At 58.6% G+C, this 26,408-nt stretch carries 24 protein-coding genes; 18 read left to right on the forward strand and 6 right to left on the reverse strand.

Annotated features, from left to right (window positions below):
• The first annotated feature begins 28 nt into the window (after positions 1–28).
• From ACR0MP_RS17850 to polA, 3 genes are all read left to right on the forward strand, one after another.
• Entirely contained in the window at positions 29–214 is a 186-nt protein-coding gene (locus ACR0MP_RS17850) for a zinc-finger domain-containing protein (protein ID WP_170394974.1), read from the forward strand.
• Positions 215–258: 44 nt separating this feature from the next.
• The gene (locus ACR0MP_RS17855) at positions 259–921 is read left to right on the forward strand and encodes a YrbL family protein (protein ID WP_170408578.1); all 663 of its coding nucleotides are present in this window, start codon (positions 259–261) and stop codon (positions 919–921) included.
• A gap of 104 nt (positions 922–1,025) precedes the next feature.
• Positions 1,026–3,827, forward strand: coding sequence for a DNA polymerase I (gene polA / locus ACR0MP_RS17860; RefSeq protein WP_480887506.1), 2,802 nt, complete (start codon positions 1,026–1,028; stop codon positions 3,825–3,827).
• 45 nt (positions 3,828–3,872) lie between these two features.
• Here polA and ACR0MP_RS17865 read toward each other — a convergent pair whose 3' ends face one another.
• Positions 3,873–4,103: a DUF2798 domain-containing protein gene (locus ACR0MP_RS17865; RefSeq protein ID WP_170408576.1), complete on the reverse strand. Its 231-nt coding sequence runs from the start codon at positions 4,101–4,103 to the stop codon at positions 3,873–3,875.
• A gap of 73 nt (positions 4,104–4,176) precedes the next feature.
• Positions 4,177–4,932, reverse strand: a complete 756-nt coding sequence (locus tag ACR0MP_RS17870; RefSeq protein ID WP_170408575.1) for a TIM barrel protein — start codon at positions 4,930–4,932, stop codon at positions 4,177–4,179.
• Between the two features lie 179 nt (positions 4,933–5,111).
• Here ACR0MP_RS17870 and ACR0MP_RS17875 point away from each other — a divergent pair, with 179 nt between their 5' ends.
• The gene (locus ACR0MP_RS17875) at positions 5,112–6,119 is read left to right on the forward strand and encodes a DMT family transporter (protein WP_480439074.1); all 1,008 of its coding nucleotides are present in this window, start codon (positions 5,112–5,114) and stop codon (positions 6,117–6,119) included.
• Here the strand turns inward: ACR0MP_RS17875 and ACR0MP_RS17880 are convergent.
• Positions 6,044–6,622 carry a DUF1285 domain-containing protein gene (locus tag ACR0MP_RS17880; RefSeq protein ID WP_480887503.1) on the reverse strand — a complete coding sequence of 193 codons (579 nt, stop codon included), beginning with the start codon at positions 6,620–6,622 and terminating at the stop codon, positions 6,044–6,046. The genes ACR0MP_RS17875 and ACR0MP_RS17880 overlap by 76 nt on opposite strands.
• 64 nt (positions 6,623–6,686) lie before the next feature.
• On the opposite strand from ACR0MP_RS17880, the gene ACR0MP_RS17885 reads away from it, so the two are divergent.
• The 6 genes from ACR0MP_RS17885 to ACR0MP_RS17910 all read left to right on the forward strand — a co-directional run bounded on the left by ACR0MP_RS17885 (position 6,687) and on the right by ACR0MP_RS17910 (position 16,116).
• On the forward strand, positions 6,687–7,694 hold the full coding sequence (locus tag ACR0MP_RS17885; RefSeq protein WP_170394959.1) for an AAA family ATPase: 1,008 nt from the start codon (positions 6,687–6,689) through the stop codon (positions 7,692–7,694).
• Complete coding sequence (locus ACR0MP_RS17890; protein WP_170408573.1) at positions 7,691–8,566, forward strand: DUF58 domain-containing protein; 876 nt, start codon at positions 7,691–7,693, stop codon at positions 8,564–8,566. The genes ACR0MP_RS17885 and ACR0MP_RS17890 overlap by 4 nt, the downstream gene beginning before the upstream one ends.
• Positions 8,563–11,325 (forward strand): DUF4159 domain-containing protein, encoded by a 2,763-nt coding sequence (locus ACR0MP_RS17895; protein WP_170408572.1) that lies wholly within the window; start codon positions 8,563–8,565, stop codon positions 11,323–11,325. Before ACR0MP_RS17890 ends, ACR0MP_RS17895 begins: the two co-directional genes overlap by 4 nt.
• The gene (locus ACR0MP_RS17900; RefSeq protein WP_170408571.1) at positions 11,322–13,364 is read left to right on the forward strand and encodes a hypothetical protein; all 2,043 of its coding nucleotides are present in this window, start codon (positions 11,322–11,324) and stop codon (positions 13,362–13,364) included. Before ACR0MP_RS17895 ends, ACR0MP_RS17900 begins: the two co-directional genes overlap by 4 nt.
• Positions 13,365–13,431: 67 nt before the next feature.
• Positions 13,432–15,645, forward strand: coding sequence for a response regulator (locus tag ACR0MP_RS17905; protein ID WP_480887500.1), 2,214 nt, complete (start codon positions 13,432–13,434; stop codon positions 15,643–15,645).
• Between the two features lie 9 nt (positions 15,646–15,654).
• A complete protein-coding gene (locus ACR0MP_RS17910) occupies positions 15,655–16,116 on the forward strand; it encodes a VOC family protein (protein ID WP_480887498.1) in 462 nt (153 codons plus the stop codon).
• Here the strand turns inward: ACR0MP_RS17910 and yaaA are convergent.
• The 3 genes from yaaA to ACR0MP_RS17925 form a co-directional block, all read right to left on the reverse strand.
• Entirely contained in the window at positions 16,107–16,877 is a 771-nt protein-coding gene (gene yaaA / locus ACR0MP_RS17915) for a peroxide stress protein YaaA (RefSeq protein ID WP_170737146.1), read from the reverse strand. The genes ACR0MP_RS17910 and yaaA overlap by 10 nt on opposite strands.
• A 33-nt stretch (positions 16,878–16,910) precedes the next feature.
• A complete protein-coding gene (gene recQ / locus ACR0MP_RS17920; RefSeq protein WP_170737148.1) occupies positions 16,911–18,950 on the reverse strand; it encodes a DNA helicase RecQ in 2,040 nt (679 codons plus the stop codon).
• A gap of 78 nt (positions 18,951–19,028) precedes the next feature.
• Entirely contained in the window at positions 19,029–19,316 is a 288-nt protein-coding gene (locus ACR0MP_RS17925; RefSeq protein WP_170394943.1) for a YggT family protein, read from the reverse strand.
• Between the two features lie 133 nt (positions 19,317–19,449).
• Here ACR0MP_RS17925 and ACR0MP_RS17930 point away from each other — a divergent pair, with 133 nt between their 5' ends.
• The 8 genes from ACR0MP_RS17930 to ACR0MP_RS17965 all read left to right on the forward strand — a co-directional run bounded on the left by ACR0MP_RS17930 (position 19,450) and on the right by ACR0MP_RS17965 (position 26,386).
• Positions 19,450–20,817 (forward strand): MFS transporter, encoded by a 1,368-nt coding sequence (locus tag ACR0MP_RS17930; RefSeq protein ID WP_170737150.1) that lies wholly within the window; start codon positions 19,450–19,452, stop codon positions 20,815–20,817.
• The gene (gene mepA, locus ACR0MP_RS17935; RefSeq protein WP_170737153.1) at positions 20,814–21,677 is read left to right on the forward strand and encodes a penicillin-insensitive murein endopeptidase; all 864 of its coding nucleotides are present in this window, start codon (positions 20,814–20,816) and stop codon (positions 21,675–21,677) included. The genes ACR0MP_RS17930 and mepA overlap by 4 nt, the downstream gene beginning before the upstream one ends.
• On the forward strand, positions 21,650–22,534 hold the full coding sequence (locus ACR0MP_RS17940; protein WP_170408565.1) for an esterase-like activity of phytase family protein: 885 nt from the start codon (positions 21,650–21,652) through the stop codon (positions 22,532–22,534). Before mepA ends, ACR0MP_RS17940 begins: the two co-directional genes overlap by 28 nt.
• Before the next feature lie 91 nt (positions 22,535–22,625).
• Positions 22,626–23,273: a queuosine precursor transporter gene (locus ACR0MP_RS17945; protein WP_170408564.1), complete on the forward strand. Its 648-nt coding sequence runs from the start codon at positions 22,626–22,628 to the stop codon at positions 23,271–23,273.
• 263 nt (positions 23,274–23,536) lie between these two features.
• Positions 23,537–23,956 carry an alternative ribosome rescue aminoacyl-tRNA hydrolase ArfB gene (gene arfB, locus ACR0MP_RS17950; RefSeq protein ID WP_170394928.1) on the forward strand — a complete coding sequence of 140 codons (420 nt, stop codon included), beginning with the start codon at positions 23,537–23,539 and terminating at the stop codon, positions 23,954–23,956.
• A 60-nt stretch (positions 23,957–24,016) separates the two neighbouring features.
• Positions 24,017–24,763, forward strand: a complete 747-nt coding sequence (locus tag ACR0MP_RS17955; protein ID WP_170408563.1) for an SDR family oxidoreductase — start codon at positions 24,017–24,019, stop codon at positions 24,761–24,763.
• An 82-nt stretch (positions 24,764–24,845) separates the two neighbouring features.
• On the forward strand, positions 24,846–25,859 hold the full coding sequence (locus tag ACR0MP_RS17960) for a P1 family peptidase (protein ID WP_170737155.1): 1,014 nt from the start codon (positions 24,846–24,848) through the stop codon (positions 25,857–25,859).
• Positions 25,860–25,972: 113 nt separating this feature from the next.
• Complete coding sequence (locus tag ACR0MP_RS17965) at positions 25,973–26,386, forward strand: c-type cytochrome (protein WP_170394920.1); 414 nt, start codon at positions 25,973–25,975, stop codon at positions 26,384–26,386.
• Positions 26,387–26,408 lie beyond the last annotated feature (22 nt).

A 26,408-nucleotide genomic window follows, 5' to 3' on the forward strand; every position in this document is an offset into this window, starting at 1 on the left:
GCCGACAACCAAAGAAGGATCGCCAGCCGTGACCATCGAAGCGCCGGAAACCAAGATTGTCGAAATTACCCGCGTCGCCTGCGATGGTGGCGAGGGTGCGCTGGGTCATCCGCGCGTCTGGCTGCAGATTCCCGAAGACACTGGTTGGGTCGAGTGCCCCTATTGCGATTGCAAATACGTGCTGCGTGGTGAGGACTCTGGTCAGGACGCGTAAGGGCGACCAGGACGGCAGGCGGTCGTAACTGGCGAGGATGGATAATGCTGTTCACAGCCAAAACGATTGACCTTTCCGACAGCCAGCCAATCGCGAACGGGACTGTGCGCAGTGTCTATGACTTTCCCGGTCATCCTGACTTACTGATCAAAGTTTTTACCCGGTCCCAAGATCGTGTCTCGCACAGGCTTGGCAAGCGACTGGCATGGAAACTGTTCCCCGAGGCGCAGTATCGCAGCACGCTAAAAGAGCTGGAATGCGAGCTGCGGGTATCGCTGAAACTCGGGACAGAAATTGAGCGTTCACCCCTGTCCAGGATGTTGGGCGTGGTTCAGACGACGCATGGGGCGGGGGTTGTGGTTGAGCGCATTTCTGGCCTTGATGGCGGGCTTGCACCAAAGCTGTATGAAGTCTGCCGTAGTGGATTGGACGCCCCGGTTTTAGATGCGCTGAATGCATTCGTCGGGCAGATGTTTGACCTTCACATCGTCGCGCGCGACGTCAAAAGTTCGAATATTGTCTACGGGACAAGGGGCGCTGGTCCGGCCTGCTTCCTGATCGATGGATATGGTGAGCGGAACCTCATCCCACTGCGCAGCCTGTCCCAACGTCTGAATGATCGCTCGCTGAACAAACAGTTCTCGTTGATCGCGCAAAAAGCAGGTTTGGCTTGGAATGCGGATAAGCGCACCTTTTCGAATAGCTAAGGCCAGACCACGGGCAAATTAGGTCGCAACGAATTTGCCAGGCGGCCTCGTCTTTCGTGCAGCCCTTATGTACAACTTGGCGCAACCCAGCGCAGGAGCCTCATATGACCACCACCCAATTCGGAAAAGGCTGCCATCTGCATCTGATTGATGGATCAGCCTTTATCTTCCGCGCCTATCACGCTTTGCCGCCGTTGACGCGGAAATCAGATGGGCTACCGATTGGGGCGGTATCGGGGTTCTGCAATATGCTGCAGAAATATGTCGAAGGGAACGCCGGGCCGGATGCGCCGACCCATGTTGCGGTGATCTTCGACAAGGGCTCGCATACGTTCCGTAATGATCTGTATGATCTCTACAAGGCCAATCGTGAAGCGATGCCCGAAGATTTGCGCCCGCAAATGCCGCTGACGCGCGAAGCCACCAAAGCGTTCAACATCGCCTGCAAAGAACTTGAAGGCTATGAAGCCGACGACATTATCGCGACCCTCGCCGTTCAGGCACGTGAGGCCGGTGGGCGGGTGACCATTGTCAGTTCTGACAAAGACCTGATGCAGCTTGTGGGCGGCGGTGTCGAGATGCTGGATGCGATGAAGAACAAGCGGATCGATCGCGATGGGGTGGTTGAGAAGTTCGGCGTCGGGCCCGAGCGGGTTGTCGATGTGCAGGCTTTGGCCGGGGATTCGGTGGATAACGTACCGGGCGCTCCGGGCATTGGTGTGAAGACGGCAGCGCTGTTGATCAATGAATATGGCGATCTGGAAACCCTGCTGGATCGCGCTGAAGAGATCAAACAGCCCAAGCGCCGCCAGACTCTGATCGAAAAGCGCGACCAGATCGAGCTTTCGAAGAAACTTGTGCAATTGGATGAAAACACACCGTTGGATTTCACTCTGGATGACCTTGAGGTGAAGGATCCCGATGCTGAGACTTTGATGAAGTTTCTGGCAGAGATGGAATTTCGGACGCTCACCAAACGCATTGCTGACAAGCTGGGCGTCGATTCCCCTGTCATCCCCGATATATCCACGCCCGAGGCGGAGTCACAGGCCGAAGACGTCCCATTTGATGCAACGAAATACGAATGCCTGCGCGATGCTGCGGCTTTGCAGAAATGGATCGATCAGGCCTACGAGCGCGGCTGGGTTGCGGTGGATACCGAGACCACTGGCCTGAATGAGATGATCGCCGATTTGGTCGGGATTTCGCTATGTGTCGAGGCGGGTGAGGCTTGTTACATCCCGTTGACTCACCGTGAAAGCGCGACCGATGATCTGTTCGGATCGGATGCGCTGGCCGATGGACAGATGCCGCTGGATGCGGCTCTAAACTTGCTGAAACCGATGTTTGAGGATCCGTCGATCCTGAAGATCGGACAGAACATGAAATACGATGCCAAGATCTTTAAGCGATATGGCGTCGACGTCGCCCCCATCGACGACACGATGCTGATGTCCTACGCCATGCATGGCGGTGAGCATGGGCATGGCATGGATACGCTATCTGAACGCTATCTGAGCCATACGCCGATTCCCATCAAACCTCTGCTTGGCTCGGGCAAGTCTGCAATCACTTTCGACAAGGTGCCGATTGACGAGGCCACGGCCTACGCTGCCGAGGATGCGGACATCACCCTTCGCCTGTGGAAATTATTCAAGCCGCAGTTGCATCAGGTTCAGGTGACGACGGTGTATGAAACACTTGAACGACCATTGGTGCCGGTTCTCAAAGAAATGGAGATGCATGGCATCAAGGTCGATCGCGATGTTCTCAGCCGAATGTCAAATGCATTTGCGCAGAAGATGGCCGGATTAGAGGCTGAAATCCACGAATTGGCGGGTGAGAACTTTAACGTCGGTTCGCCGGCGCAACTGGGTGAAATCCTGTTCGACAAAATGGGGCTTGAGGGCGGCAAGAAGGGCAAGACCGGGAAGTACTCGACCGGGGCGGACATTCTTGAGGACCTTGCGACCGAACATGAACTGCCGCGCCGGGTGCTGGACTGGCGGCAACTCTCCAAGCTGAAATCGACCTATACGGACGCGCTGCAGACCCATATCAATCCTGATACGGGCCGGGTGCATACGTCATATTCGATTACGGGGGCGAATACGGGCCGTTTGGCCTCGACCGACCCCAACCTGCAAAACATTCCGGTGCGGACTGAGGAAGGTCGGCGCATACGTGAGGCGTTCATTGCCGAACCGGGCAATGTGCTGGTCAGCCTTGATTACAGCCAGATTGAGCTACGGATACTGGCCCATATCGCCGATATTCCGACCCTGAAACAGGCGTTTGCGGATGGATTGGACATTCACGCAATGACAGCGTCCGAGATGTTTGATGTTCCGTTGGACGAGATGACGCCGGATATCCGTCGTCAGGCCAAGGCGATCAACTTTGGTGTGATCTACGGCATTTCGGGCTTTGGGTTGGCGCGCAATCTGCGCATTCCCCGGGCGGATGCGCAGGGTTTCATCGATCGCTATTTCGAACGTTTCCCGGGCATCCGGCGCTATATGGACGACACGATCGCGTTTGCCAAAGAGAATGGCTATGTCCAGACCCTGTTCGGCCGGAAAATCCATACACCCGAGATCAATGCCAAGGGGCCGCATGCGGGGTTCTCGCGTCGTGCTGCGATCAATGCTCCGATCCAAGGGACGGCAGCAGATGTGATCCGGCGCGCGATGGTGAGGATGCCGGATGCGATCAACGGCTTGCCCGCCAAGATGCTGTTGCAGGTGCATGACGAGCTGCTGTTCGAAGTGGCTGAAGAGGCTGTGGATCAAACCATTTCGGTCGCGCGCGCGGTGATGGAAGGGGCGGCTGATCCGGCAGTGAAGCTGGATATCAAGCTGGTCGCGGATGCCGGACAAGGCGCGAACTGGGCCGAGGCCCATTAGGGGCGGCGCTGCTCATCAAGCCCTGCGGGCCCTCTTTGCAGCGGGTCAGGCTTCTGGCCTGACCAGGCGGGCGATCAGGCGTTTTACGAAAGGGCCCAGCGTCAGGATGACGGTAAAGGCGATAGGCCAGCAAAAGGCCCAAGAGGCCATCCAGTCTCCGAGTGTTGAAGGGCTGAAGCCGATAGCTTTGAGCGTGGCTATGCCGGTGACGACGCAGGACATCAGGCCGGACATGATCAAGGCGAACAGGGCATTGGCATAGCGGGCAGATATCATGCGAGGCATCCTTGGCGTGTCGATGCCCTCAATTGCGCCATTTCAGTCTGAAAATCCAGCGTTCATGCAGGGTTTAATACTGTATCCAAGCCAGTGAGTCCTCAGTCCGCCGGGTTGAGGGGTTGTATTCGGCGCTGACCCAGCCGCTGTAATCCGACTGGTCCATCGCAGCAAACAACGCGGCAAAGTCCATTGTACCCAGCCCGGGTTCCGAGCGATCCGGCGCAGCCCCGATCTGTGCATGGACAATACGGGGCTGAAAACGGAGCCAAATCGCCAGCGCGTCGCCGTGGATCATCTGCGCATGAAAACTGTCATATTGTAGGCCGACATTTGCGCGGTCGACGCGGTCCAGCACTTCGGCGGCCAGATCATAATTGTTCAGGAAGTAACCGGGTTGCGATACGGGGTTGAGCGGTTCGATTGTAAACCGCTGTGCCGGCGCGAGGTCGGCGGCCCATTGCAGGTTCTCGACAAAACAACGCAGGGCCTCGGGGCCGGAAGCGTATCCGGCCATAACGTGAATCATCTCTGGCCGCAGCACATCCGCGTAGCGCAGAACGCGCCGGATATCGGACTTAAACCTGTCAGAGCTGCCGGGCATGGCGGCGTAACCCGGTTCACCGCCGGTATAATTCGGGGGCGGGGCGTTGATCAGCACCAGATCAAGCCCGCTGGACAGCAGCGCGCGGCGGGTCTCTTTGGCCGCGAGGTCGTAGGGGAAGAGAATTTCAACAGCCGTAAACCCGGCCTGCGCGGCGGCTTGAAACCGGTCGAGATAGGGCAGTTCTGCAAACAGCAGTGAAAGATTGGCGGCAAATCTGGGCATCGGGCATCCGGTGTCGAACTTTGCAGAGCCTAGCGATCACGACGGCCACGTGAAAGAGACTGAAAACGACAGATTGTCGAAAATCGGCCAGATAAAGGCTTTCGAATCAGGGACCATCAGGCTCGAGCGGTATCCCGTTGCGAGGGCCGCGCCAACAATAAGGTCTGATCACGATGGCCATGAGCCCTGAACCCGCGCGCGGGACCGCTATAGCTGTATCTGACGGTCGACAGACCGCGTTCACCGGAAATACGCTGGCGGTGGCTTCGATGCTGACGTGGGCGGCGGGTTTCCCGGCGGCTGAGATCCTATTGCAAAGCTGGCCACCTATCGCCCTGTTCGCAGCACGGATGTCTCTTGCGGTGTTGGTCATGGTACCAATCTGGCTGATTCTGGACGGACCGGCTCAGGTATTGCGCGCCCGTTGGGGCCATGCCCTCCTGGTTGGAGGTTTGGGGCTAGGGTCGGGGATGTTCCTGATCCTTGTGGCGCAGAAGCTGACCGACCCAGTTACCGTTGCCATTATCGCCTCGTGTGCGCCTTTGATCGCTACGATCATGGAGCTTGTGGCGGGAACGCGGCGATTGCGCTGGAGCTTTGCGCTGGGATTGGTGATTTCAATCATTGGCGGCCTGATTGCCACCAGCGCGGTGGCACCGGCACAATTAGGACTGGGTGCGATGTGCGCAGTGGTGTCTACCGCGCTGTTCTGTTGGGCCAGCATGGCCACTGCGCGCGACTTCCCCGAGCTTAGCCAGTTGGGCCGTAGCACCATTACCTTGGTCGGAGGATTGTCGACCGCAGCCATTCTAGTACCGTTAGCCGGATTGCTGGGGCTAGAGGTCTTGCCTACACGCCCCGTTGATGTGGCGCAGATGGGTATGTTGGTGTTCTACGCACTGTTCTCACTGGGCCTGAGCCAGTTTTTCTTCATAGCATCAGTAGGAAAATTAGGGGTCGCCCTGGCGTCATTCCACATCAATATCGCGCCATTTTATGTGATGGTGATCATGATGGCGCTGGGCGAGGACTGGAACTGGACCCGCGCGCTGGGCGCGTCGCTGGTGGCACTTGCAGTCGTGCTGGCGCAGGACCGCAAGCCGCGACCGGTTCAATCCTCTAGCACATCAGATGCGATCAGTGGGAAAAACTGGCCGTCCGACCAGACACCAAACCAACCGTCGTGATGTCTGGCGATCTCGACCAACCGGTAAAAGCTCTTGCGATCAATGCGCGCCTCAAGATTCGCGCGCATCAATATGTAGGGTGAGGGCTCATCAGTTTCCGTATTTAGGACAATGCGGATCGGGTGATCGGGCCCGGCGATGGCTGTATCGCCCACTTGCGTCGTAAAAGTCAGACGTTGGGCTCTGCCTTGTCCCTCATGCTCAAAATCAACGGCAACAAACGGCGCATCCTCGACGGTGATTCCCACCTTTTCAGCGGGAGTGACGAGAAAGTACCTACCCTCTTCTTTCTTAAGAATTGAGGAAAATAGCTTAACAAGCTCGACCCTGTTGATCGGTGACCCTAGATAACTCCATGTGCCATCTTTGGCGATCCGAATGTCCAGATCGCCACAAAACGGAGGATTCCATAGGTGAACGGGCGGCAAACCCCGCGTTTTGGCCGCTTTGACCGAAGCTGCCAGACCGTCTGGTGAAGGGGTCACGGGTTTTTGTCCGCTCATTGCTTTTGCCATTTCCTCTCAGCGCGATACACTTCAATCATAACAGTCCACGGAAGGGAACCTCATGTCCGAACCTGCCGACCTCGTGTCCGAGATCGAAGCGCTGGAAAACAAGCTGCAAGAGGCCAAATCCTCGATCACCCGCCGCTTTATCGGGCAGGAGAAGGTCGTGGACCTGACCCTGACCGCGCTTTTGTGCGGCGGTCACGCGCTGCTGATCGGTCTGCCGGGGCTGGGCAAGACGCGGTTGGTCGAGACGCTTTCGACCGTGATGGGCCTGCATGGCAACCGCATCCAGTTCACGCCGGACCTGATGCCTGCTGATATTCTGGGCTCGGAAGTGCTGGATACTGCCGAAGATGGCAGCCGCCATTTCCGCTTCATCTCCGGCCCGATTTTCTGTGAGTTGCTGATGGCGGACGAGATCAACCGTGCCAGTCCCCGGACCCAATCGGCGCTGTTGCAGGCGATGCAAGAGCGTACGGTGACAGTCGCGGGCGAAGACCGCGAATTGGGCGTACCGTTCCATGTGCTGGCAACGCAGAACCCGATTGAGCAGGAAGGGACCTATCCATTGCCCGAAGCTCAACTGGACCGGTTTCTAGTGCAGGTCGACGTGGAATATCCGGATCGCCAGACCGAGCGAGATATTTTGCTGGCTACCACGGGCGTCGAGGAAGCCGAGGCGCATCAGATTTTCACGAAAGAAGAATTGCTGGCCGCACAGGTTCTGTTGCGCCGGATGCCTGTAGGAGAGTCGGTTGTCGAACTGATCCTCGATCTGGTCCGCGCCTTCCGCCCGGATGAGGCAGGTGTGTCAGAGCGGGTGAAGGAAACTGTTGCCTGGGGTCCCGGACCGCGCGCTGCGCAGGCTCTGATGATGACCGTGCGCGCAAATGCGATGCTGGAAGGCCGTTTGGCCCCCAATGCCGAGGATGTTCTGACCATGGCGCGTCCGGTTCTTAGCCACCGTATGGCGTTGAACTTCGCGGCGCGGGCACGTGGTGACAGCCTCTCTGACCTGATTGAGTCCACCGCTACTGGGCTGGTCCGAACTGAGGCCGCGGCGTGAGCGCCGCCCAGACCCTACGCGAACGCTCCGAGGCCGAAGCGTCCCGGTTGCCGCCGTTATTGGCGCGGGCCGAGCATCTGGCCGGAACCGTTTTATTGGGCGATCACGGGCGGAGACGCTCGGGTCTGGGGGATGATTTCTGGCAGTACCGCCCTGCGCAGATTGGCGACAGTCGCCGGTTGATCGACCATCGCCGTTCGGCCCGTGGTGATCAGCAGTTTGTACGTGAGCGCGAATGGCAGATTGCACAGTCGATCATGCTTTGGGTCGATCAGGGCGCGTCGATGCGGTTTGCTTCGGACAAGAACTTGCCGACCAAGGCCGATCGTGCGCGCCTCCTGGGGCTGTCGACCGCTATCCTGCTTGTGCGTGGCGGCGAGCGCGTTGGTCTGACTGGCACGACGCTGCCCCCGCGCAGGGGGAATGCTCAGATCATTCGGCTGGCCCAAGCCTGGTCTGAAGATGCGCAAACCGATTACGCGCCACCCGAACACCGCGCCATGATCCCGCATGCGCGTGCGGTGTTTATCTCGGATTTTCTTGGGCCGCTGGACGAGGTCGAGCTGGCCCTTACCAAAGCCGCTGACCGGGGCGTGCGCGGCGTGTTGCTGCAGGTTCTGGACCCCAGCGAGGAGTCCTTTCCCTATTCGGGACGTACCATTTTTGAAAGTGTTGGTGGCACTGCTCGACATGAAACCTTGAAGGCCGCTGATTTGCGCGATCGTTATCTGGATCGCTTAGCGGCGCGCAAGGATGCGCTGACCCACCTGTGCCGCGCGACTGGCTGGCAGATGGGGCTCCATCACACCGATGACAGCGCTCAATCGGCTCTGTTGTGGCTTTATCGCGCCTTGGATGGGGGTGCGCAATGACGGTTCTTGCAGGAATCGGATTTACCGCGCCTTGGGTGCTGCTGGGTCTTCTGACCCTTCCGATTTTGTGGTTGATCCTGCGTGCCGTCCCACCTGCACCGATCCGACGTCTTTTCCCGGCGGTCACTTTGCTGCTGGGATTGAAGGATGATGAAAGCGTTTCGGACCGTACACCATGGTGGTTGCTGCTACTGCGGATGCTGGCAGCCGCAGCGATCATCATCGGGCTGGCAGGGCCGGTGCTGAACCCCTCACGCGATGAGACCGGATCCGGGCCGCTTCTGCTGGTACTGGATGCAAGCTGGGGAGGCGCGACACGTTGGTCCTCGACACTTGATCAGATTGATGCGCAATTGACGGAAGCCGGGCGGGCGGGTCGTCCTGTGTCGATCTTGCGTCTGACTGAGCCTGAGGCACCTGTGTTTCAGGCCGCCGAGGCGTGGCGTGGTCGTCTGCCGGGCCTTACACCGATGCCGTGGCAGCCAACCCAAGCGCAGATTGACCAAACTCTGATCGCGTTGGGGCAGGTCGAAGGTGGCTTCGACACCCATTGGTTCAGCGACCGTCTGTCCTATGTCGGCCATGATCGTTTGACTTCTGCCCTGCAGGCGCGTGGGGACGTGATTGTCTACCAATCCTCTGCACCCGTTACCGCGATCTTGCCCGCCACCTATCAGGACGGCGCAATCCGACTCAGCGTACAGCGCGCTAATCCAGGACCAGAGGAAAGAGTCACCGTTCTGGCGCAGGGGCGCGACCCGGCAGGAGCAATGCGGGTGCTGCAATCGACCAATCTTGAGTTCGAAAACGGCTCTACGCAGGCGGAAATTGATCTTGCGCTTCCATCGGAACTGCGCGCACGCATTACACGGTTCGAGATTCAAGGCCAGCGCTCTGCCGGTGCCATTACACTGACAGATGACAGCCTGCGTCGGCGCGAAGTGGCATTGATCGCAGGTACCCTGAACCGCGAAGGGTTAGAGTTACTGTCGCCGCTTCACTACCTGACACAGGTGCTGATTCCGACCGCTGATTTTGTCGAAGGCGGCCTGGCCGAGGTTCTCCCCGCTAACCCGGATGTGATCGTATTGGCGGATGTGGCCAAGCTGTCCGAGTCGGAACAGACTGAAGTCGTCGAATGGGTTGAACAGGGCGGCCTATTGCTGCGCTTTGCCGGCCCGCGCATGGCCGCCAGCGATCTGGGGCGCGATACTGAGGATGCACTGTTGCCGGTTCGACTTCGTAGCGGGGGCCGCTCGGTCGGCGGCGCCATGAGCTGGGGTGAAGCGAAGGGGCTTGCTCCGTTCACTGAAAACTCGCCGTTCTATGGGTTGGAGATTCCTGCGGACGTCTCTGTGACCACTCAGGTCATGGCACAACCAGACCCTAATTTGTCGGATCGGGTCATTGCGTCACTGTCGGATGGCACACCACTGGTGACCCGAAAACCGCTGGGGCTGGGGCAGGTGGTTCTGTTCCATGTCACGGCTGATGCGGAATGGTCCAGCCTGCCGCTGTCCGGGCTGTTTGTCGAAATGCTCGACCGGCTTGCCGTTGCCTCTGCTGCCAAATCGCGTCAAGAGGCTCAGATGCAGGGCACCGTATGGGAGCCGATTCAAATAATGGATGGCTTCGGTGTTTTGACTGACGCAGGAACGCTGCCCGGTGTCGATGGAGTCGAACTGGTTTCTGGGCAAATCGGGCCGGACCTGCGCCCGGGGCTTTATGAAAACGGCAAGCAGAAACTGGCGCGGAATGTTCTTGCCGAGGATGCTGTACTATCCCCGGTGGTCTGGCCGTCTGACGTCCCAATCCGGGGTCAGGAGATCAGCAATGAGACTCCGTTGGAAGGGCTGTTGCTTGGCCTTGCACTGTTGTTGCTGACAATCGATGTGATTGCGTCTTTGGCGTTGTCGGGGCGCTTGGCCAAGGCAACCCCTGTTGCATTTGCGCTTGCTGCCCTGTTCCTTGCCCCTGAGGCGCGGGCGCAGACCCCTGAAGACACCGATTTTGCATTGAACGCGACGCATGAGCTTGTGCTGGCCCATGTACTTACCGGGAATGCTCAGGTCGACGATATCGCGCTGGCCGGGCTGCGTGGGTTGGTGCAGACGCTGCATTTTCGCACTTCGGTCGAACCCGCCGACCCGATTGGCATCGACCTTGAACGTGATGAGCTTGCATTCTTTCCGCTGCTCTATTGGCCTGTTACTCCGGACCAGCCACAGCCCTCGGTTGAAGCCTATGCAAAGCTGAACGCCTATCTGCGTTCGGGCGGGATGATTTTATTTGATACGCGCGACGCCGATATCGCCGGTTTCGGGGCGTCCAGCCCCAATGGGCGCAAGCTGCAACAACTGGCCGCCCCGTTGAATATCCCCTCATTAGAGCCTGTCCCGCGTGATCATGTCCTGACCCGCGCCTTTTATCTGCTGCAGGATTTCCCCGGACGATATTCTGGCACCGAGGTCTGGGTCGAGGCCGCGCCACCCGATGCCGAGCAGATCGAAGGAATGCCCTTCCGAAACCTCAACGATAACGTGACCCCGGTGGTGATCGGCGGTAATGACTGGGCCGGGGCCTGGGCGGTGGATCGCAACGGTCAGTCCCTGTTGCCCGTGGGTCGCGGTTATGCCGGAGAACGACAGCGCGAGTTGGCCAATCGGTTTGGGGTTAATCTGGTAATGCATGTGCTGACCGGGAATTACAAATCCGATCAGGTTCACGTGCCCGCGCTTTTAGACAGGTTGGGACAATGACCGGAACCGTCATCTTTGACCCGCTAATCCCGTGGCCGTTTCTGGCAGCCGTGGCATTGATTGCCATGTCAGGTGTGGTTCTGGCGATTTGGCGCGGTCTGTCGGGCTGGGCCCTGCGCGGCTTGGCGGCCTTGGTCATCCTCGGGGCGCTTAGCGGTCCTGTTTATCAGGTCGAAGATCGCGCGCCGCTTACCGACATCGTGTTGATGATCGAAGATGAAAGCGCCAGTCAAACCCTATCGGATCGTGCCGAACAGACTGCTCAGGCTGCCAACGACCTCGCGACCGAGATCGAAGCCCGAGATAATACCGAGCTGCGCCGCATCCAGGTTGGTGACGGCGATGGTGACGAGGGCACGCAGGTCATGGCTGCGCTGAACGCGGCACTGGCCGAAGAACCCCGTGCACGGATTGCGGGCATTGTCGTGGTGTCAGACGGCATCGTTCATGATGCAGACCTGGCACCCGACCTACCTGCTCCAATGCATCTGTTGCAGACCGGGCGCGAAGGCGATTGGGATCGGCGCCTGATCGTGCGTAACGCCCCAGCCTTCGCCATTATCGGTGAGCCCGTGACCCTGACCCTGCGCGTCGAAGATACCGGCGCTGCGCCTGCTGGAGTTACTAACGCTCCGCTTGAGATATCCGTCGATGGAGGTGAACCCGAGCAGTTCACCATTCCAATCGGTCTGGACGTCGAGCTCCCGATCACGCTGCCGCATGGTGGTCGGAACGTCATCCAGTTCACGGTCCTGCAGGCCGAGGGCGAACTGACCGACCGCAACAACACGGCTCTGATCCAGATGAACGGTGTGCGGGATCGCCTGCGTGTTCTGCTGGTATCGGGCGAGCCGCATCCGGGCGGGCGTACTTGGCGCAACCTGCTGAAATCTGACAGCTCGGTTGATTTGGTCCATTTCACCATCCTCCGGCCGCCGGAAAAACAGGATGGCGTACCGGTGGATGAGCTCTCACTGATTGCCTTCCCAACGCGAGAGTTGTTTCTGGAGAAGATCAATGATTTCGACCTGATCATCTTTGACCGCTACAAACGGCGCGGCATCCTGCCCGCGATCTATCTGGACAATGTTGGCGACTATATCGTCAATGGTGGCGCGGTGCTGGTCGCTGCTGGCCCTGATTTTGCCACGGCTGACAGCCTGTACCGATCCCCGCTTGGGCCGGTCCTGCCCGCAAAACCCAGTGCGCGGGTTTACGAGGAACGGTACGTGCCCATGGTCACCGATCTGGGCCAGCGTCATCCGGTTACCGCTGATCTGGGCGATGCTGAGACTTGGGGCGCTTGGCTGCGCCAGATCGATGTCAGCCAGCTGTCCGGCAATATGCTCATGACCGGCGTGGATGATCGTCCGTTGCTGCTGTTGGATCGCGTGGGTGAAGGCCGTGTGGCGCTGATGGCATCAGACCACGCCTGGCTATGGAGCCGCGGCTTTGAGGGTGGTGGCCCGCAGCTGGAACTACTCCGCAGGCTGGCGCATTGGATGATGAAAGAACCCGAGCTTGAGGAAGAGGCGCTGTGGGCCGAAGCGAACGGCCAGTCCATGCGTATTATCCGTCAAACGCTGGAGGATGAGGTTGGCCCAGTCACGGTCACCCTCCCCAATGGTGACACCTTGGAGATTACGCTAAACGAAGTCTCGCCCGGTCGGTTCGAGGCGCAGTACTTCGGCCCTGAAATTGGCCTGTACCGTCTGGAAGAGGGTGCGCATTCTGCCGTGATCGGTCTTGGTCCTGCTGCACCAAAGGAATTCGAGCGCACGATCGCGACCGATGAGATTCTAAGCCCCGTTCTGGCCAGCCTGCGCGGGGGAACGATCCGGTTGGAAGAGGGTCTGCCCACAATCCGGAATGTCCGTGCGGGCCGACCGGCAGCAGGTCGGGGCTGGATCGGTCTGACCCCGCGCGACGCCTATGAAACTCGCGATGTTACACAGGCCGGGTTGCTTCCACCCTGGCTGGTGCTGTTGCTGGCCGGTGGGTTCCTCTTGGCCGGTTGGTTGCGTGAGGGACGTCGCTAACGCTGCTTAAGCACTTTTTCATGCTCTACCGCGATGCTCTGAGCAGATTATCGCGGGAAAACTTTACATGAGTCTTGCTGAGAAACTGGCGCAGGAACGGCGCGCACGACTGGCGGCCGAGCGGTTGTTGCATCTGAAACAGGCCGAGTTGTCTGCTGCCAACCGCAAATTGGGACGTCATGCTATCGCATTGACACGTCAGATCGATGAGTCTCAGGCCGAGGTTGCGACGGTTCGCGATGAAAACGAAAAGGTCAAATCCGATCTGACCGTGGCCAATGCCAAGATCGAAGAGGCTGAACGCCGCCTGTGGCATTCGATCCAGACCATCCCTGACGGGTTTGCCTTTTTCGACGGCAACAACACACTGATCGGTGCCAACGCCGCTTACCTAAGCGTTTTCGATGGGCTGGAAGAGGTCGCGCCGGGGATCAGCTACACGCGTATTCTCGAAATTCTGACCCATGAAGGTATCGTGGACATCGGCGCGGAGAATATCGCGGACTGGCAGGCGCGTATGCTTGCACGCTGGGCGCAACCGCACCCCGAACCCGAGGTGATCCAGTTGTGGAACGGCCAGTATATCCGGCTGATTGATCAGCGGGGCCACGGCGGTGACGTGCTGAGCCTGGCGTTGAACATCACAGCCTCGGTCCGGCATGAGGCCGAGCTAAACGCTGCACGTGAACGGGCCGAGGCCGCAAACCGCGCCAAATCCGCCTTTCTGGCCAATATGAGCCATGAGATTCGCACGCCGATGAACGGGATCGTCGGTATGACCGAACTGCTGACCGAAACCCCGATGAACGAAGAACAAAGGCTCTATGTAAGCACAATTCGCAATTCGGGCGAGGCTTTGCTGGTCATCATCAACGATGTTCTCGACTATTCCAAGATCGAGGCCGACAAGTTGACGCTGCACCCCGAACAGTTCGATTTGGAGCGCTGTATCCTTGAGGTCGCGATGCTGTTGCAACCCAGCGTACGCGACAAGGGCCTGACCTTGCTGGTGGACTATGACCTGTTCCTGCCGACGCTTTATGTGGGTGATCCGGGGCGGATTCGGCAGATTCTGACCAACCTTGTCGGCAATGCAGTGAAGTTTACCGCGCAGGGCCATGTCCTTATCCGGGTGACCGGTGTTCCTGACGCGACAACTGAAACCTGCGACATCCACGTGGCCATCGAGGATACGGGTATCGGAATCAAAGCCGACAAGGTCCCGCACATCTTTGGTGAATTCAATCAGGTTGAGGATGCCCAGAACCGCCAATTCGAAGGCACGGGTTTGGGGCTGGCAATCACCAAGCGGCTGATCTCGATGATGGGCGGTGCCGTCTGGGTCGAAAGTGACGCGGGCAAAGGATCTTGCTTTGGGTTCCGTATCACACTGCCCACGGCTGAGGGTCCGCAGCCCGTTCCGCCTGATCTGGCGGGGCAGTTGGGCCGTGTTCTGGTGGTCGAGGATATGGCCGTCAACCGCGCCATTTTGACCAAGCAACTGAGTCGCCTTGGGTCTCAGGCGCTCACCTGTTCAACAGGGGCTGAAGCGCTTTCTGCAATGGACAAAACTATTGATCTGGTGCTGTGCGATCACGATCTGCCGGACATGGACGGTCTGGAACTCGCCACAACACTGCGCGACAAAGGATGGGGTGGTCTGCCAATTGTGGTGATGTCGGCCAATCCGGGTGTGATTCATGCCGACCCGGCCCATCGCCTGATTGACGGCGTATTGCAAAAGCCCATTCCTCGCGCCGAGCTGTATTCACGGCTGATGGCGCTGGGTGCTCCTGTATTCAAGTCGGATCGCAGTGACGACTGCGTCGCTGATCCCGAGACTTATGCGCAAGTTCCGCAGAATCAGAGGCTGATGCGGGTTCTGGCAGCCGAGGACAATCGAACCAATCAACTGATCCTTCAAAAGATGACCAAAGATCTGAATATCGATTTGAGATTCGTCTCCAATGGGTTGGAGGCGATCGAAACCTTCGCCAGTTTCGACCCGGACCTGATTTTCATGGATATCTCGATGCCCAAGATGGATGGGAAAGAGGCGACGGGTGAAATCCGGCGGCGCGAGATCGGAACGGATCGACATGTTCCCATAGTGGCCCTGACGGCCCATGCCATGACAGGGGATGATCAGGGCATACTGGCAGCCGGGCTTGATCATTATCTGACCAAACCGTTGCACAAGAAACTGATCCACAAGATGATACTGGAACATCGTCCAGCCGATGCCCAATTGGTCGGTGCAGAAGGTGAAAGTACGGAATAGGATCGATTTATGTCAGATGAGCGCGGTTTTCGCCCCCGGGGATTGGGTGAGATTGCAATTCGCTGCACCGATATGGCGGCAATGGTGTATTTCTATGAGAAGGTGATCGGGTTGCAGCGATTGCAAGGCGACCATAACAGCGCCATCACCTTTTTTCGGATTGCCGAAGGGTTTGGTGGACATACACAGGTGCTGGCCCTGTTTCACCAGTCTGTTGGCTCTGAGCGTGGATCGGGCCAGACTGGCGCGGCAATGCCAGTAACAGGGGGTGCCTCGGCCCTGCACCATATCGCGCTGTCGCTGCCCTTTGTCGAACAGGATGCTGTCATGCGCTGGTACGACCAGATCGACCAGCCTTATCGGGTCGAGCATTTCGGCTGGATCGGCTGGCGCGGTATCTTCACCCAAGACCCCGAACGGAACACCGTTGAGCTTGTAGCCTACGACCCTTCACTGCTCGATCAGGCCTGATAGGGGCGAACAAACACAGGTTTGTAGTCGTCAGACAGATCTGCCCTGTATTCATAACCACCGCTGTCGAAATCCAACAGGCCAATGGGATCGGTCAGGTGGTGCTGGATGATGTAGCGTGCCATCGCACCGCGCGCTTTCTTGGCGAAGAAGCTGACGATCTTGGGGGTGCCGCCCTTGTCCTCCATGAAGACAGGGGTCACAACGGGCAGCTTCAGTGCCTTCAGGTCGACCGCGCCGAAGTATTCCTGACTGGCGCAGTTCACCAGAACCTTGCTGTCAGTTTCGGCGGCCTGCGCGTTCAGCACCTTGCTTAGCTGATCGCGCCAATATTCGTACAGGTTTTTTCCGCGTCTGGTTTTCAGTTTACTACCCATCTCAAGCCGGTAGGCCTGTATGGCATCCAGCGGGCGCAATACGCCATAAAGCCCGGACAGAATGCGCAGGTGATCCTGTGCCCAGGCCATTTCGTCGGCATCCAGCGATGCGGCTTCAAGCCCTTGATAGGTATCGCCCGCAAACGCCAGTGCGGCAGGGCGCGTCGTCTCCGCATCGGGCGCGTCCGAGAACATACGATACCGGTCGCGGTTCAGGCGGGCCAAGTCGTCGCTCAGGTCCATCAGTTTTTTCAGATTGCCCAATGTCAGATTGCGTGCGGTCTTCGACAAGCGGATCGCGTCATCCTGAAAATCGGGTTGGGTTAATTCGACGTTTCGTTCTGCCCAATCCAGCCGCTTGGCCGGGGAAATTACTACCAGCATATCCGCCCTCGTTTCTCGCCTGTTCAGGCGTATCTAGCCCGCCTGTTGCAGCACGTCCAGAAACGCCGCGCCAAACCTTTCGTGACGACGGTCACCCAGAACCTGCTCCATCGCTCGTGGATCATCCGGGTGCAGTTGCGCCACTTTCGCCAGTTGCGAGGCCGTACAGCTTAGCGGTTTGTCGATCCCGTCGGGGCCACGCGACAATTGCGATTGAACCTCAAGCAACTGATCGTAAATGTCGCCCTGATTGCGGCCGGCAAGTTTGCGCCTTGCGGGGTGCAGCTCTTCTACCGCGCCGGTCAGCACCTCAAGGAAAGTGGAACCATAGCGTTCCAGTTTCTTTGACCCGATACCGCCGATCCGCGCCATGTCATCCAGATTTGCAGGTCGGGTTTCTGCCATCTCAATTAGGGTGCGATCAGGAAAAATGACATAAGCCGGGACCCGAGCGGCCTCGGCCAGTGCGCGCCGCTTGGCCTTGAGCGCCGAGAGCAGCGGCGCGTCTTCCTCGGACACCATCGCTTTGACAGCGGGTCGTCGGGTGGCTTTGCGGATGGTATCCTTGCGCAGATCGATCAACGCCTCACCTTTCAGGATGGGTTTGGCGGTTTCTGTCATACGCAGCGCGCCGTGGCGTTCAGGGTCGGGGCGCACCAAATCATGGCCCATCATCTGCCTGAAGATCGCTTGCCATTGCGGGCGCGACCAGTCCTTGCCGATGCCGTAGGTGGACAGATTGTCGTGTCGCCGTGCGCGAATTTTATCGGTCTCGTTGGCAAGCAGAATGTCGATCAGATGACCTGCGCCGAACCATTCCTCGGTGCGTAGAATGGCGGACAGAGCCATGCGGACGGGCGTTGTGCCGTCGAAGACTTCAGGCGGGTTGTCGCAGAGATCGCACTTGCCGCAGGGTTCAGCCTGTTCCCCAAAATACCCCAGCAAGGTCTGGCGGCGGCATTTCAGTGCTTCGGCCAATCCCAGCAGCGCGTTAAGACGCGCATGATCCGCCATGCGCCGTTCAGGTGGGGCCAGCCCTTCGTCGATCTGTGAGCGTCGTAGTCGGATATCGTCAGGCCCGAACAAGGTCAGGGTCTCGGCTGGTCCACCATCGCGTCCGGCGCGACCGATTTCTTGATAATAGGCCTCGATCGATTTCGGCAAATCCGCATGGGCGACCCAGCGGATGTCCGGCTTGTCGATACCCATGCCAAAGGCGACCGTAGCGACGACAATCAGCCCGTCCTCGCGCGCAAAGCGAGCTTCCACGATGCGGCGATCCTCGGCCTCCATCCCGCCGTGATAGTGGCAGGCCGTGTGACCTTCGGCGCGCAGGGCTTGCGCCAGCACCTCGGTCTTGTTGCGGGTCCCGCAATAGACAATGCCGGACTGGGTTTTGCGCGCGGCAGCGAAATCGAGGATCTGTTTGCGCGGTCCATCCTTGGCGGCAAAAGCCAGATGGATATTGGGCCTGTCGAACCCCCGCAGGAACTTGCGCGGCTCAACACCGTCGAACAGTTTTTCGACGATCTCGTCCTGCGTTTCCGCATCCGCTGTCGCGGTGAACGCGGCGAGGGGAACATTCAAAGCGCGCCGCAGCTCTCCGATCCGCAGATAATCAGGGCGGAAATCGTGGCCCCATTGGCTGACACAATGGGCCTCATCCACCGCGATCAGATTGACGTTGATCCTGCGCAGCATCCCCAGCGCCGACCCGGCGGCCAGACGCTCGGGCGCCATATACAGAAGCTTGAGCCGCCCAGCCTCTAATGCGTCCCACACCGCATCAGTTTCTTCGGGGGTGTTGCCCGAGGTGAGCGCGCCCGCCTCGACACCGGCTTCCTGCAGCCCACGCACCTGATCGCGCATCAAGGCGATCAGCGGAGAGATCACAACAGTCACGCCGTCTCGCAGCAACGCAGGTAATTGGAAACATAAGGACTTGCCCCCACCAGTGGGCATGATCGCCAGCACGTTTTCACCTGCGGTCACGGCGTCGACGATCTCTTCCTGACCGGGGCGGAAGTCGTCGAATCCGAAAACGTCTCGCAACAAGGGTGCGGAGTCGAACATGCGACGGAGGGTCCTGTTTTATGGTTTATCTGCTCTTAAGACAGGACCATCACATACTAAGATTCGGTGAACAAGAGGTCAGTAGAAATAGACCGCGTTGTTGATCAGGATGATCCGCAACGCATAGACCCCGATCAGCACCACCAGAGGGGTCAGATCCAGACCGCCCATGGCGGGCAGAATGCGGCGAATGGGGCCGTAGATCGGCTCTAACAAACGGTTCAGTCCGTACCAGATTTGCGCCACCAGTTGCTGGTGCAGGTTCAGCACCTGGAAGTTGATCAGCCAGCTCATGATCACATGGGCAAGGATGATGAACCAGACAATGTCCAGGATCAGCAGAAGGATTTGGATCAGCGACAGCATGGGCACTCCGTTCGTCAATTGCCCTGAGACCTAAGCGTCACAGCCGCAAAGAGCAAGTGCGCCCCAACAGAACGCTTGCGAATTGACCCAAAGCCCCGTCTTATGATCGCAACAATAATAATATGGGGCAGAGATGGCGGAGATTTCCAAGCGTAAGCGCATCTGGGGCTGGTGGTTTTTCGACTGGGCCAGCCAGCCGTTCCATACATTGCTGGTGACCTTTGTCTTTGGCCCCTATTTCGCCGGGGTGGCGGCTCAATACTATGCGAATACTGGATTAGACACCGATGCTGCGGCGGCGCAGGCGCAGACCGTCTGGGCGAATTGCCTGACCATAACTGGGCTGATCATCGCGTTCGGAGCGCCCCTGTTGGGCGCGATGGCGGATGTTTCGGGTCGGCGCATCCCGTGGATTCTCGGGTTTTCGGTGATGTACGCGGTGGGGTCTGCCGCGTTGTGGTACACGATGCCCGATGGCTCCAACATGTGGTTGATGCTATCGGCTTTTGGTCTGGGCTTTGTGGGCGCAGAATATGCACTGATCTTCATCAACTCTCAGCTGCCCGATCTGGGTGACGATAGAGAAGTGGGCGAGATTTCAGGTTCGGGCTTCGCCTTCGGCTATTTCGGAGGCCTGCTGTCGCTGGCCATCATGCTGGCGCTGTTTGTTGAACAGCCCGACGGCAAGACCTTGATTGGTATGGATCCGTTGTTCGGGCTGGATGCGGCAACGCGTGAAGGGACGCGGTTTGTCGGCCCCTTCACCGCTGGATGGTTCGTGTTGTTCATGGTGCCGTATTTCCTGTGGGTTCGGGATGATCCTGAGACCAACAAACAGGGTAGCGTGGGTGAGGCGCTGCGCTTGCTGGGCAAGTCCGTGGCGGCTTTGCGTCACCGGGTCAGTCTGGCGACCTATCTGGGGTCGTCGATGTTCTATCGCGACGCGTTGAACGGGCTATACAGTTTCGGAGGCGTCTACGCGCGGTTGGTGCTTGAATGGGACCTGATAAAAATCGGCGTATTTGGAATCGTCAGCGTTCTGGCCTCGGCCATCTTTGCGTGGATCGGGGGCAAGATGGATCGCAAGTACGGCCCTAAACCGGTGATATTGGTTGCGATTTGGGTTCTGATCTTTGTCTGCGTAACGGTTGTGTCGATGGATCGAACACAGATCTACGGAATTTCATTACCCGTAGGCTCGGGCCTGCCGGACATGGCGTTCTTCGGGTGCGGAGTTCTGATCGGCGGCATGGGAGGTATTCTGCAATCCGCCAGCCGTTCAATGATGGTACGCCATACTGATCCCGCCACCCCGGTCGAGAGTTTTGGGCTGTACGGGCTTTCGGGTCGGGCGACCGCCTTTGCAGCGCCGCTATTGATCGGAATAGCAACAGCAGCAACCGGTAGTGCAAGACTGGGGGTGTCACCGATCATTCTGTTGTTTATTCTGGGCCTAGTCCTGATGCGCTGGGTGAAACCGGAAGGGGATCAGAGCAGATGATTTTACTACGTTTTTTGGCCGTTCTGGCCGCAATAGAACTGGCAGGCACGGCCACGGCACAGCCCTTGGCCAAACAGTTATTCGGAGCCCAGAAGGTTGGGTCGCAGCAAAAATCTGCCGCATTCGGCAGTTATTCGCGCGGGTGCGCCGCCGGGTCGGTGCAACTCCCTGAAACCGGGCCAACTTGGCAAGCCATGCGCCTGTCGCGCAATCGCAATTGGGGGCATCCTCAGGCGATCGACTATGTGCAGGATCTCAGCCGGTTTGCCGCGAAACAACCGGGGTGGAATGGTCTCTATATCGGGGATATCAGCCAACCGCGGGGGGGGCCGATGACCTCGGGCCATCGTTCGCACCAGTTGGGTTTGGATATCGATATCTGGATGCTGCCGGGCGATAACATGCGCCTAAGCCGCAAAGCACGCGAGAATATCTCGTCTATATCCTTGCGCCGCGCGAACGGCGCGTATGTAAACGGCAACTGGACCAAGCAGCACCATGCGGTATTGCGCGAAGCCGCCAAGGACAAGCGCGTTGCCCGGATCTTCGTGTTCCCAGGTGCAAAGGTGCAGATGTGCAATGACGAGAAGGGCAACAAAGCCTATCTGCGCAAGATCCGGCCATGGTGGGGACATCACTATCATTTCCACGTGCGGTTGAAATGCCCGAAAGGATCGAAAGGCTGTGTAAATCAGGACCCGCCACCCAAGGGTGATGGTTGCGCCGAGGCGCAGCAATGGGTGCGCAATATTCTGAACCCACCGCCACCTGATCCAAATGCGCCAGCACCGAAAAAGCGTCGTGAATATCGAATGGCGGACCTTCCCCAGCAATGTACCGCCGTTCTGCAATCCAACTGATCACGGCGCTTCTGCTGGCAGGGACTGTTCAGGCGGTGGAGCTTAAGCAGGCTTCGCTGCTGGACAGCTATGTCTGGCGCAACAACGCCAACTGGTTCGGTGGATTTTCGGCGATTCATATCTCTGAAAACGGGCGGAACATGGTCGCTATCAGTGACCGGTCAACACTGATCACCGCGCGGATTGAACGAGATCAAGATACGATCAGAAACATCCAAATCCTTGACCAGTGGCCGATTCTGTCCAGCAAAGGCCGTATCTTGAAGGGGAGGGCAGGGGATTCCGAAGGGCTCGCCGTTGCTGCAGATGGCAGCGTTTACGTCTCGTTCGAAGGCGTTCACCGAGTCGTGCATTACACTGCCCCCGACGCCAATGGACGGGTTCTGCCGCGCCCGCGAGAGTTCCTGAATATGGACCTCAACGGCTCATTTGAAGCGCTGGCGATAGATGGTCGCGGGCGGTTGTATACGCTGACCGAAAAGACCCGCACTGTTCGAGGCGATATACCGGTCTATCGCTGGGATGGCGCACGCTGGTCAGCGCCTTTTGTGTTGCCGCCCCGTGGAAAGTTCCTACCGGTTGCAGCGGATTTCGGGCCCGACGGGAGGCTCTATGTGTTAGAGCGTGCGGTGGCTTTCATCGGCTTCCGCTCACGCCTGCGACGCTGGGTGATCTCTGGCGACGTGCCCAAGGCCGAAGAAACGCTGTTTGAAACCGCTACCGGGACCCATGACAATCTGGAGGGTCTTTCGGTCTGGCGCGATCAGAACGGGCGGTTGCGCGCAACCATGGTATCGGACGACAATTTTCGTTCCTTGCAACGTACCGAGTTGGTGGAATACTTGCTGCCTGATTGACAGACCGCATACAAAGGTCTAAACGCACGGCCTGCCTCGGGATGAGCCTGGGGCCAAGTCGCCGCTACCTTGTCAAAACGGGCATCTGAAAATGCAACGCTCTTATATTCCCGGCATCCTTGCCATGGCCTCGATCGTCGTGGCCTCAAACATCCTGGTCCAGTTCCTGATCCTTGACGGCCTATTGACCTGGGGTGCCTTCACCTATCCGTTGGCCTTTCTGGTCACCGACATCATGAACCGCGTCTACGGCGTGGGTCCGGCCCGCAAGGTCGTATTCGCCGGTTTTGTCACCGGTATCATCTGCTCGCTGATCGGCAGCCAGATCATGCTGCAGGGTGACGGGTTTACCTATGCAGCCGTACCGCTGCGCATTGCTGTGGCTTCGGGCACCGCCTTCCTGATTGCGCAATTGACCGACGTCACTGTGTTCAACTCACTGCGAGGTGGCCGCTGGTGGCGCGCGCCGCTGGTGTCGACACTGGTTGGCTCGGCGCTGGACACCGCGATCTTCTTTACCCTTGCGTTCTCGGCCTCAGTTACCGTCTTTGGTGCCAATGCAGATTCAGCGATCAACTGGGCGTGGGAGCCTGTGCCGTTTATGCTAAGCGGCCCGATGGCCCCGCTCTGGGTAACGCTGGCCTTCGCCGACTGGCTGGTGAAACTGTCGCTGGCGCTAATCGCCCTGATTCCGTTCAAGGTGATTGTTGCCCGTTTGACCGCCGCGCAGCCTGCATAAAAAAGTGCTTTGAGATTGGCGCATCTTGTGTCAGGCTCAAAATTAACCGCAACAGATAGAAAAGGAGGTGATCCAGTGTCGAGAAAGAGATTGGAGAGAGGTGTTGGAACAACCGGGGGGATCGCCTGTTAAGGCAGCCCTTGGCGGAGCGCTCGCTCCGGCTGGTCGATTGATCTAACCGACCCAACCTCCTGAACTTTCGAAGGGCCGTCCCGCCGGGGCGGCCCTTTTTGTTTTCAACTGCGCCCTGTAAGGTCCGATCCATGTTGCGCATCACCGACGATATCGCCCTGCAAGACTGGGAAATGACCGAAAGCTTCGTGCGGTCCTCTGGTCCGGGTGGGCAGAACGTCAACAAGGTCTCCACCGCCGTTGAGCTGCGGTTCGAGGCCGCGCGCTCACCTTCCTTGCCTGATCCGGTCAAGACACGTCTGAAACGGCTGGCCGGACGTCGCTGGACCAAGGACGGCGCGATCATCATTCAATGTGAAGAAACACGCTCGCAGGCCCGCAACCGCGACATCGCGCGCGCCCGGTTGGCTGAACTGATCACGCGGGCTTTGGTCAATCCCAAGCGCAGGATCGCGACCAAACCCACTTATGGTTCGGTCAAGCGAAGGCTTGCTGCTAAGAAAGCCCGCGCGGATGTCAAAGCCCTGCGAGGCAAAGTGTCCGAAGATTGATCTGGCAGTTTCGCTGCACGTTGCTACTCTGCCGGTGCAAGACGCAGGGGAGGTAAAGCCATGAGGCTTGAGGGAAAAACCGCCATCGTAACCGGCGGCGCATCCGGGTTCGGCGCAGGGATTGTGCAAAAATTCTTGGCCGAAGGTGCCCGCGTGATGATCGCAGATATCAATGGCGAAGCGGCTTCCAACATGGCGTCTGCGGTCGGCACGAATGCCATCGCACAGCGCGTTGACGTCTCGGATGCGGCATCGGTTCAGGCCATGGCACATGCTGTGTCGGAAGAATTCGGAAAGCTTGATATTCTGGTGAATAATGCGGGCGTGACGCACTTGCCGGCCCCACTTGAGGACGTCGATGACGATGAATTCGACCGCGTCTTCGCCGTGAACATGAAATCCGTTTACCTGACCGCGCGCGCCTTTGTTCCGCAGATGAAGGCACGTGGCGCGGGGGCGATCCTGAACGTGGCCTCAACAGCAGGCCTGTCGCCGCGGCCCAATCTGAACTGGTACAACGCCTCCAAAGGCTGGATGATCACCGCGACCAAGACGATGGCCGTCGAACTTGCCCCTTCGGGCGTGCGCGTCAACGCGATCTGCCCGGTGGCGGGTGAAACCCCGCTGCTGAAATCCTTCATGGGTGAAGACACCCCGGAAATCCGCGCCAAATTCCTGTCGACGATCCCGCTTGGTCGCTTCTCAACCCCCGAAGATATGGCAAACGCCGCCTGTTTCCTCTGCTCGGACGAGGCCAGCATGATCACCGGCACAGCCCTGGAAGTGGACGGAGGCCGATGCATCTGATCCGCCCTTCATCTGGCCATAAATATCTCCGCCGGAGGCAGCGCGCGCCATCGCGATTTCCGGCCCAGTGTGCGAGACGAAAATGAACCCCGGACCCAGAAACCTGATCACTGATGTCGCTGGCCTCAAGGTTGGCAATGCGCACGATGATACGCTTAAATCAGGCACAACTGTCCTGACGGCGGACAACCCGTTCATAGCTTCGGTTCATGTGATGGGCGGCGCCCCCGGCACGCGTGAGACCGACCTTCTGGCGGTCGACAAAACTGTTGATCGGGTCGACGCGATTGCTTTGTCCGGCGGCTCGGCCTTTGGACTGGATGCGTGCTCGGGCGTTTCAGACGCATTGCGCGCTCAGGGGCGCGGATTTCAGGTCGGTTCGGCCGTCGTGCCCATCGTGCCGGGCGCGATTCTGTTCGATCTACTCAATGGTGGAGATAAGAACTGGACCGAAAATCCTTATCGCGATCTGGGGAAGTCTGCGTATTTGACCGCCTCACCAGAATTTGAACTGGGCTCGGTGGGGGCTGGTACCGGCGCATTGGCCGCGATGCACAAGGGTGGCTTAGGCTCGGCTTCGTTAAAGCTTGAGGGTGGCGTAACCGTCGGCGCGCTGGTGGCGGCCAATCCGCTTGGCAGCGTAACCACACCGGGTGATCGGCATTTTTGGGCTGCGCCGTTTGAGATCGATGGCGAGTTCGGTGGATTGGGGCCAGATCCGACCTCGGGTCTTGGTTCCTCTCTTGTCAGCCGTAAGGCGCAGATGATGCATTCTGCTCCGCCAGATCGCGCAAACACCACGATTGCTATAGTTGCAACTGATGCAGCGCTGACCAAACCGCAATGCCAGCGTCTGGCGGTAGCAGCCCATGACGGCATCGCCCGTGCCATTGTTCCTGCGCACACGCCTGGCGATGGAGATCTGGTATTTGGTCTCAGCACCGGCGCGCGCACGATTGGCCCCGAGGCGATGGCGATGATCGGCCATGCGGCCTCGATCTGTCTTGCGCGCGCGATTGCACGGGCTATCTATCTGGCTTCCCCCCGCGCTGGCGACCTGCTGCCCTGCTGGTCGCAGTTACATGACTTCGGTTAAGTACGACACCGATCGCCTGTGACACAGTGCCGTCGCGCGGCAATCTGCGCGTTGACTCTCTGCTGTGCCAGCGATCCATTCGGTGCAGCCAATTCATATCGGAGCAAAAAGCTATGAATCGTATCCTTGCCACCGCAATTGCCGGTCTGCTGGCCCTTCCTGTCTATGCAGAAGGTGATGCCGAAGCGGGTAAGAAGACCTTCAATAAATGTAAATCCTGTCACATGATTGCTGACCCTGCGGGTGAAGTTATCGTTAAGGGCGGTAAGACGGGTCCGAACCTGTACGGAATCGCAGGCCGCACCGCCGGCACTGAAGAAGGCTTCAGATACGGCGATAGCATCGTGGCCGCGGGCGAAAATGGGCTGGTCTGGGATGAAGAGACTTTCGTGGCCTACGCCCAAGACCCCAAAGCATTCTTGAAAGACTATTTGGGGGAAACCTCGGCCAAGTCGAAAATGACCTTCAAGCTGAAGAAAGGCGCCGAAGACGTTTACGCCTATATCGTGAGCGTTTCGGGAGAGTAACTCCGCCAACAGGTTTACAGAC

The organism is Ruegeria sp. K3, assembly GCF_056531845.1.

Coding starts and splice junctions, on each gene's coding strand:
- arfB (WP_170394928.1), top strand. CDS start 23,537: ATGTTGCGCATCACCGACGATATCGCCCTGCAAGACTGGGAAATGACC.
- ACR0MP_RS17900 (WP_170408571.1), top strand. CDS start 11,322: ATGACCGGAACCGTCATCTTTGACCCGCTAATCCCGTGGCCGTTTCTG.
- ACR0MP_RS17875 (WP_480439074.1), top strand. CDS start 5,112: ATGAGCCCTGAACCCGCGCGCGGGACCGCTATAGCTGTATCTGACGGT.
- ACR0MP_RS17865 (WP_170408576.1), bottom strand. CDS start 4,103: ATGATATCTGCCCGCTATGCCAATGCCCTGTTCGCCTTGATCATGTCC.
- ACR0MP_RS17925 (WP_170394943.1), bottom strand. CDS start 19,316: ATGCTGTCGCTGATCCAAATCCTTCTGCTGATCCTGGACATTGTCTGG.
- ACR0MP_RS17965 (WP_170394920.1), top strand. CDS start 25,973: ATGAATCGTATCCTTGCCACCGCAATTGCCGGTCTGCTGGCCCTTCCT.
- yaaA (WP_170737146.1), bottom strand. CDS start 16,877: ATGCTGGTAGTAATTTCCCCGGCCAAGCGGCTGGATTGGGCAGAACGA.
- ACR0MP_RS17945 (WP_170408564.1), top strand. CDS start 22,626: ATGCAACGCTCTTATATTCCCGGCATCCTTGCCATGGCCTCGATCGTC.
- ACR0MP_RS17940 (WP_170408565.1), top strand. CDS start 21,650: ATGTACCGCCGTTCTGCAATCCAACTGATCACGGCGCTTCTGCTGGCA.
- ACR0MP_RS17870 (WP_170408575.1), bottom strand. CDS start 4,932: ATGCCCAGATTTGCCGCCAATCTTTCACTGCTGTTTGCAGAACTGCCC.
- ACR0MP_RS17895 (WP_170408572.1), top strand. CDS start 8,563: ATGACGGTTCTTGCAGGAATCGGATTTACCGCGCCTTGGGTGCTGCTG.
- ACR0MP_RS17880 (WP_480887503.1), bottom strand. CDS start 6,622: ATGAGCGGACAAAAACCCGTGACCCCTTCACCAGACGGTCTGGCAGCT.
- ACR0MP_RS17910 (WP_480887498.1), top strand. CDS start 15,655: ATGTCAGATGAGCGCGGTTTTCGCCCCCGGGGATTGGGTGAGATTGCA.
- polA (WP_480887506.1), top strand. CDS start 1,026: ATGACCACCACCCAATTCGGAAAAGGCTGCCATCTGCATCTGATTGAT.
- mepA (WP_170737153.1), top strand. CDS start 20,814: ATGATTTTACTACGTTTTTTGGCCGTTCTGGCCGCAATAGAACTGGCA.
- ACR0MP_RS17855 (WP_170408578.1), top strand. CDS start 259: ATGCTGTTCACAGCCAAAACGATTGACCTTTCCGACAGCCAGCCAATC.
- ACR0MP_RS17960 (WP_170737155.1), top strand. CDS start 24,846: ATGAACCCCGGACCCAGAAACCTGATCACTGATGTCGCTGGCCTCAAG.
- ACR0MP_RS17955 (WP_170408563.1), top strand. CDS start 24,017: ATGAGGCTTGAGGGAAAAACCGCCATCGTAACCGGCGGCGCATCCGGG.
- ACR0MP_RS17885 (WP_170394959.1), top strand. CDS start 6,687: ATGTCCGAACCTGCCGACCTCGTGTCCGAGATCGAAGCGCTGGAAAAC.
- recQ (WP_170737148.1), bottom strand. CDS start 18,950: ATGTTCGACTCCGCACCCTTGTTGCGAGACGTTTTCGGATTCGACGAC.
- ACR0MP_RS17905 (WP_480887500.1), top strand. CDS start 13,432: ATGAGTCTTGCTGAGAAACTGGCGCAGGAACGGCGCGCACGACTGGCG.
- ACR0MP_RS17930 (WP_170737150.1), top strand. CDS start 19,450: ATGGCGGAGATTTCCAAGCGTAAGCGCATCTGGGGCTGGTGGTTTTTC.